This window comes from Mesorhizobium sp. M2A.F.Ca.ET.067.02.1.1 (assembly GCF_004023285.1).
GTDB lineage: Bacteria > Pseudomonadota > Alphaproteobacteria > Rhizobiales > Rhizobiaceae > Mesorhizobium.
Genome location: NZ_RZSB01000308.1, coordinates 1 through 6,609, shown reverse-complemented (window position 1 = coordinate 6,609; position 6,609 = coordinate 1). Strand labels below are relative to the sequence as shown.

Annotated in this window: 7 protein-coding genes; 3 read left to right on the top strand and 4 right to left on the bottom strand. The window is 64.1% G+C overall.

Annotated elements, in window-relative coordinates:
* The first annotated feature begins 156 nt into the window (after nt 1-156).
* The 3 genes from EOA28_RS20265 to EOA28_RS20255 all read left to right on the top strand — a co-directional run bounded on the left by EOA28_RS20265 (nt 157) and on the right by EOA28_RS20255 (nt 3,391).
* The gene (locus tag EOA28_RS20265; RefSeq protein WP_189342111.1) at nt 157-1,062 is read left to right on the top strand and encodes an ABC transporter permease; all 906 of its coding nucleotides are present in this window, start codon (nt 157-159) and stop codon (nt 1,060-1,062) included.
* Nucleotides 1,052-1,867 carry an ABC transporter permease gene (locus EOA28_RS20260; RefSeq protein WP_127249809.1) on the top strand — a complete coding sequence of 272 codons (816 nt, stop codon included), beginning with the start codon at nt 1,052-1,054 and terminating at the stop codon, nt 1,865-1,867. Before EOA28_RS20265 ends, EOA28_RS20260 begins: the two co-directional genes overlap by 11 nt.
* A 96-nt stretch (nt 1,868-1,963) precedes the next feature.
* The gene (locus EOA28_RS20255; protein ID WP_127249810.1) at nt 1,964-3,391 is read left to right on the top strand and encodes a gamma-aminobutyraldehyde dehydrogenase; all 1,428 of its coding nucleotides are present in this window, start codon (nt 1,964-1,966) and stop codon (nt 3,389-3,391) included.
* Nucleotides 3,392-3,588: 197 nt separating this feature from the next.
* Here the strand turns inward: EOA28_RS20255 and EOA28_RS20245 are convergent, their stop codons facing one another.
* From EOA28_RS20245 to EOA28_RS20230, 4 genes are all read right to left on the bottom strand, one after another.
* Nucleotides 3,589-4,998 (bottom strand): FAD-binding oxidoreductase, encoded by a 1,410-nt coding sequence (locus EOA28_RS20245; protein ID WP_128315206.1) that lies wholly within the window; start codon nt 4,996-4,998, stop codon nt 3,589-3,591.
* Between the two features lie 329 nt (nt 4,999-5,327).
* Nucleotides 5,328-5,642, bottom strand: a complete 315-nt coding sequence (locus EOA28_RS20240) for a hypothetical protein (protein WP_127249812.1) — start codon at nt 5,640-5,642, stop codon at nt 5,328-5,330.
* 55 nt (nt 5,643-5,697) lie between these two features.
* Nucleotides 5,698-6,060 carry a nuclear transport factor 2 family protein gene (locus tag EOA28_RS20235; protein ID WP_126079704.1) on the bottom strand — a complete coding sequence of 121 codons (363 nt, stop codon included), beginning with the start codon at nt 6,058-6,060 and terminating at the stop codon, nt 5,698-5,700.
* A gap of 102 nt (nt 6,061-6,162) precedes the next feature.
* A partial coding sequence (locus tag EOA28_RS20230; protein WP_245501564.1) for a helix-turn-helix transcriptional regulator occupies nt 6,163-6,609 on the bottom strand: 447 nt, incomplete at its 5' end.

Below are 6,609 nucleotides of genomic sequence, written 5' to 3'. Positions count from 1 at the left end.
GATCTCCCCCCTTGAGGGGGAGATGTCTGGCAGGACAGAGAGGGGGGCGAAGGATCGCGGCCTCTCCCACGATCGCCCTCAACACGCGGTGGCGCCATGACCATCGCCGCTGTTCAGTCCAACCCCACTCCCGCCATCCTGCCAGTCAGCGGCGGCATGCGCGGCGCGCTTTCCGACCTCTTCTGGCGCCGCCCGAAATTCCTGCTCACCCTGATGCTCGCCCCGCCGCTTTTGTGGCTCGGCATCGTCTATATCGGCTCGCTCTTCGCGCTGCTGGCACAGAGCTTCTTCTCGATCGACGAGTTCTCGGGCCTCATCAACCGCGAGTTCACGCTAAAGACTTATGGCGATCTGCTGCAGGCCGCCAATCTCGACATCATCCTGCGTACGGTGACGATGGCGGCACTCGTCACGCTTGCCTCGGCGGTCATCGCCTTCCCCATCGCCTATTACGCGGCGCGCTATGCGCGCGGCCGCTGGAAGGCGCTGTTCTATCTCGGCGTCATGCTGCCGTTGTGGTCCAGCTACCTGGTCAAGATCTACGCCTGGAAGCTGATCCTCGCCAAGGAAGGCATCCTCACCTGGCTGCTCGCCAAGCTGAACCTGCTCTGGCTGCTCGACGCCTGGCTGTCGCTGCCGATCGTCGGCGGCAACTCGCTGTCGGTCTCCTTCACCGGCACCTTCATCGTCTTCGTCTATGTCTGGCTGCCCTTCATGATCCTCCCTGTGCAGGCCGCGCTCGAGCGCGTGCCCGGCAACCTGGTCGAGGCCTCGTCCGATCTCGGCGCCTCGCCCGGCCAGACCTTCCGCAACGTGCTGTTCCCGCTGGCGCTGCCCGGCATCGTCGCCGGCTCGATCTTCACCTTCTCGCTGACCTTGGGCGACTACATCATCCCGCAGATTATCGGCACGTCACGCCTCTTCATCGGCCAGGCCGTCTATTCGCAGCAGGGCACCGCCGGCAACATCCCGTTGGCCGCCGCCTTCACCGTGGTGCCCATCGTCATCATGGGCTTCTATCTCTGGGGCGCCAAGCGCATGGGGGCTTTCGATGCGCTCTGACCGTGGCCAACGTGCTCCGCTCGGCCTGAAGATCGCCGCCGCCTGCGGCCTGCTGTTCCTGCACCTGCCGATCCTGCTGATCTTCGTCTACGCCTTCACGACGGAAGAGAAGAGTTTCGTCTGGCCGCCGCCGGGGCTCACCACGCAATGGTTCGCCGTTACCTGGAACCGGCCGGACGTATGGGATGCGCTGTCGCTGTCGGTCCGCGTCGCCGCCATCTCGACGGCGATCGCGCTGGTGCTCGGCACGCTCTGCGCCGCCGCCGTCTCGCAGACCCACTTCTTCGGCCGCGAGGCCATCTCGCTCTTGGTCATCCTGCCGATCGCGCTGCCCGGCATCATCACCGGCATCGCGCTGCGCTCGGCCTTTTCGCTGGCCGACATTCCCTTTTCGTTCTGGACGATCGTGCTCGGCCACGCCACCTTCTGCGTGGTCGTCGTCTACAACAACGCCGTCGCCCGCTTCCGCCGCACCTCGGGATCGATGATCGAAGCCTCGATGGATCTCGGCGCCGACGGTTTCCAGACCTTCCGGCATGTCGTGCTGCCGAACATCGCAACCGCCCTGCTCGCCGGCGGCATGCTTGCCTTCGCGCTCTCCTTCGACGAGGTCATCGTCACCACCTTCACCGCCGGCCAGCAGCAGACGGTGCCGATCTGGATGCTGGAGGAGCTGATCCGTCCGCGCCAGCGCCCGGTCACCAATGTCGTTGCTATGGTCGTCGTGCTGGTGACGCTGCTGCCGATCCTCGTTGCCTATTACCTGACCCGCGACGGCGACCAGATCGCGGGGAGTGGGAAATGAAAACAGCGAGTAGCGAATAGCGAGTAGCGAATACGGTTCGGCTGTCGATCTCCCTATTCGCTACTCCCTATTCGCTCCTAATCAGGGAGAAACCCAATGGACACCCAGATGCTCATCGGCTCGAAATTCGAGAAGGGCACCGAAACCGAGGAGCCGATCCTCAATCCAAAGACCGGGGCAACCATCCTCAACCTGCCGGAAGCAAGCCCGGCGCAGATCGAGGCGGCCGTCAGTGCCGCCGAGCGAGCGTTCGTCAGTTGGTCGCGTACCACGCCGGCGCAGCGCTCCGGCTACCTGCTCAAGATCGCCGACCGCATCGAGGCGGAAGCCAAGGAGTTCGCGGCGCTAGAGGCGCTGAATTGCGGAAAGCCGATCAATGCCGTGCTCAATGACGAGATCCCGGCGATCGTCGACTGCTACCGCTTCTTCTCCGGCGCGGTGCGCTCAATGCCCGGTCAGGTGGCCGGCGAATATATTGCGGGCCACACCTCGATGGTGCGGCGCGACCCTATCGGCATCGTCGCCTCGATCGCGCCCTGGAACTATCCGCTGATGATGATGGCTTGGAAGCTGGCGCCGGCGATCGGCGGCGGCAACACGGTCGTCTTCAAACCATCGGAACAGACGCCGCTGACATCGCTCAAGCTGGCGAAGATCCTCGCCGAAATCCTGCCCGAGGGTGTCGTCAATGTCGTGCTCGGCCGCGGCGACAGTGTCGGCAACACGCTGATCAACCACCCCAAGGTCAACATGATCTCGATCACCGGCGATGTCGCCACCGGCAAGAAGGTGCTGCAGGCGGCCGCCAAATCGGTCAAGCGCACGCATCTGGAGCTTGGCGGCAAGGCGCCGGTCATCGTCTTCGACGACGCCGATCTTGGCGCCGTGGTCAATGGCCTGCGCGCCTTCGGCTATTACAATGCAGGCCAGGACTGCACCGCCGCCTGCCGCATCTATGCCGGCAAGAAGATCTACGACAAGCTGGTCGCCGATCTCTCTTCCGCTGTCTCGACCATCAAATACAACCAGCCTGACGACACCGAGAACGAGATCGGCCCGCTGATCTCGCGCCGCCAGCGCGACCGCGTGTCGAGCTTCGTCGAGCGCGCTTCCGAACTGAAGCACATCGAGATCACCACCGGCGGCAAGCCGGGGGAGGGCTCCGGCTTCTACTACCAGCCGACGGTGGTCGCCGGCGCGCTACAGGAAGACGAGATCGTGCGCCGCGAGGTGTTCGGCCCGGTCGTCTCCATCACCCGCTTCGCGGACGTAGACGAAGCAGTAAGTTGGGCCAACGATAGCGACTACGGCCTTGCCTCGTCGGTGTGGACCAAGGACGTCGCGCGCGCCATGGCGACCGCCGCTCGTCTGCAATATGGCTGCACCTGGATCAACACGCACTTCATGCTGACCAACGAGATGCCGCATGGCGGCCTGAAACAGTCAGGCTACGGCAAGGACATGTCGCTCTACGCGCTGGAGGATTACACGGCTGTCCGCCACGTCATGGTGGCGCACGGCTAGTCCCTTGCGAGAGGGGCCGGATTGCCCATTGCCCGTAGCAAATCCGATGGCAATCCGGCCTCTATCCCCTACGTGGGCGGAGGCGGCGTAAGAACTAATGCATGTCGCCCAGAAGTGTGCGCGGTTCTGGGACAACGACATGCATCAAAACAAAGACTTAAACCGCGTCGCCTGAGCCCGGCTCAGCGCGACGCGGTTTAAGCGGCCGTCCTCCCTTGCATCTCCGATGCCGCGGGCTTGATGTTCTGGTTGACCCTAAAGATGTTGAACGGGTCGTAGATGCGCTTCACCTGGCTAAGCCGCTCGTAGTTTGCGCCATAGCTCGCCTGCACGCGCGCTTCTCCTTCGTCCTCCATCATGAAATTCACGTAGCCGCCTTCGCCGTTGTGGGGATGGATGCTCGCCCAGTAGGTCTTGGCCCATTTGGTGAGGTCGGCGGCCTTGGCCGGATCGGGATCGATGGCGGCGATGACCATCGACCAGGTCGCGTCGCGCGCATTCCATGCCGTCTCGTTCTTGCCGACGCGGCGAACGGCGCCGTCGATCGGGTAAAGATGCATCAGCGACAATTCGCTTGGCGCCGCGGCGGCCTGCGCGATATGGGTCGCGATGGCTTCGTCGGGAAGCGACCTGACGAAATCGCCCTTCCAGTACCATTGCAGGCCTTTCGGAAGCAGCGGGTCGAACATTGCCTGCAAGGCCGGGAACGGCATCACACCCATCCAGTTGAAGATCGGCGGCGGCAGATTGTCGAGCAGCGGCGCCATGGCCTTGCGCCCGTCCTCCTCGCTGCCGTTGTAGCAGGAGATGATGGCGCAGGCGCGCTTGCCCCAATATTCGCGCGGGAAGGGATCGGTCGAGGGAACGGTCTTCAGGCCGACAAACGCGCCGAGATCCTCCGGCGCCTCCGGCAGATAGTCGCGATAGGTCTGCATGACGGCCATGGCGTCCTTGGCCTCCCAGAACACCGGGCCGCCGAAGATTATGTTCACGGGATGGGCCTGGAACAGGAAGTTGGTCACGATGCCGAAATTGCCGCCGCCGCCGCGAAGCGCCCAGAACAAATCGGGGTTCTCGGCTTTGCTGGCGGTCACCACTTTGCCGTCGGCCAACACCAGATCGGCTTCGACCAGATTGTCGATGGTGAGACCGTATCTGCGCGTGAGATAGCCTGTACCGCCGCCGAGGGTCAGGCCGGCAACGCCGGTGGTCGAGACGATGCCGGCCGGAACGGCGAGCCCGAAAGGATGGGTGGCATGGTCCACGTCACCTGAATTGCAGCCCGGCCCGACTCTCACGGTGCGCGTTTTCGGATCGACATGGACACCCTTCATCATCGACAGGTCGATGACGAGACCGTTGTCGCAGATCCCCAGTCCGGCGCCGTTGTGGCCTCCGCCGCGCACGGCGATCAGCAGGTCGTTGTCGCGGGCGTATTTCACGGCGGCGATCACGTCGGCGACATCGGCGCAGCGCGCAATCAGCAGCGGGCGCTTTTTGATCATGCCGTTATAGACCTTGCGGGCCTCGTCATAGCCGGCATCGTCGCGCAGGATCATCTCCCCGCGCAGGCTTTCACGCAGTTTTGCATGGGCTTCGTCGGTCATTGGTTTGCTCCCTTGATTGCGCCGGCGCATGGCGCGCCGACGCGACGCATGTGTTGCTTCGTTTGCTCGCCTCGTCGGGCGGATGCGTTGGCTGGTGCAGGAAGAGCACATTGCACCAATCCGGCCCCCGCCGCTTCGCCCGAAAGGACCAGCGGGGCATGGCCCGGGAGAGCCATTGGCACGGCAGCCAAAGCGGATGCCGTGACTGACCGACGGGCCGGTTCCTGATTTGGGTCGATCCGGTGACGTCGAGTGGCCGCCTGCCTCGCCGCCGCTCTTCCCGTCATGTTCGCCGCTGCCTCTTCGGCCCTCGGCTATTTCGCAATCAACTATTCCACGATCCGGAAGATCTGCCACTGGCTGGTGCCCGACACCACATAGGGCTCCAGCTCCTTGCCCCACTTGGCGTGCGCGTCGATTTTGGCGATCTTGGCAAAGAACGCTTCCAGCTGGGCCAGGCTTTCAACCTCGTGATGGGACTCGATCGTCGCTTCGCGCGCGCCGATCGAACCCGTCATGAGGCGGAAATTCAGGTCGGCCAGACCGATCTGCGAGCCGATCTCGCGCTCCCATTTCCGCATCAGCTCAAGTGCGGTCTGCTTGTGGCCGAACCTGGCGTCGATCTGCCATCTGGCGCTGAACATCTCGGTTCTCCCTCACCACTGCGGCCGAGGCCGCTGTTGATTTGTCCGCGATTGATTATTCGTCCCAGGCCTGCACGACGGTCTGCCGCGCGATCAGGCCGTTCCTCAGCTCCAGCATCGCCGCGCAAACCACCTTGGTGCCGTCCGGATAGGCGCAGGCTTGCATGAAGGCGAGGTTGTCGCCCTCTGCGATGGTGGCGTCGACCTTGTGGGTCATCGCCCGGCTGCAGATGTCGTCCCAGAAGATGCTGATCGCCGCGCGGCCGCGGATTTCGCGCGGCTTGCTCGGCGGGTTGTTGCGGTCGACGACGCGCACCAGCGCATCGTCGGTGTAGAAGCTCGACAGCAACTTGCCGTCACGGCCCTCGATCGCCTTCTTGATCGCCGCGCCGTCCACCGTCTTTGTCTTGGTCAACATCTTGTCTCTCCATGGCCCCGCAGTGCCTTCCTGGCTGCCTGCATTGGGATAATTGATACCTCCTACGCGTCCCGACCGCTTCGCCCGAAAGCGCCATGGCTCTCATGGCCCGTCCGGGCCAGCATGCCTGGCCGAGAATGCCGCTGCCGCCGCCCGCGACGGCAGGTCGAGCTTGAGCAATATGTTGGCGACATGGCGCTTGACCGTGTGCTCGCTGAGGTCGAGCTCGGCTGCGATCGCGGCATTGCTCTTGCCGTCGGCGATCAGGCTCACCACCTCGCTCTCGCGAGCCGTCAGCGTTGCCGGTTCGGCCGGCTTGGGCTTGGGACGGCAGGCCGGCTCCAGATGCTGTTCGGCCGTCACCTGCACCAGCGCCAGCGGCTCGTCCAATTCGTCGAGGCTGATTCGGCCGGCATCGGTGAAATGCAGCCCGGAACCCGCGGCCAGGTCGGCGACCAGCCTTGAGCAGAGGATGTGCCCGCGCTCGGCATGGGCGGCAAGCTGCATGGCCACACGCGCTGTCAGCCCCGTCGGCGGTCCGCGTATTTC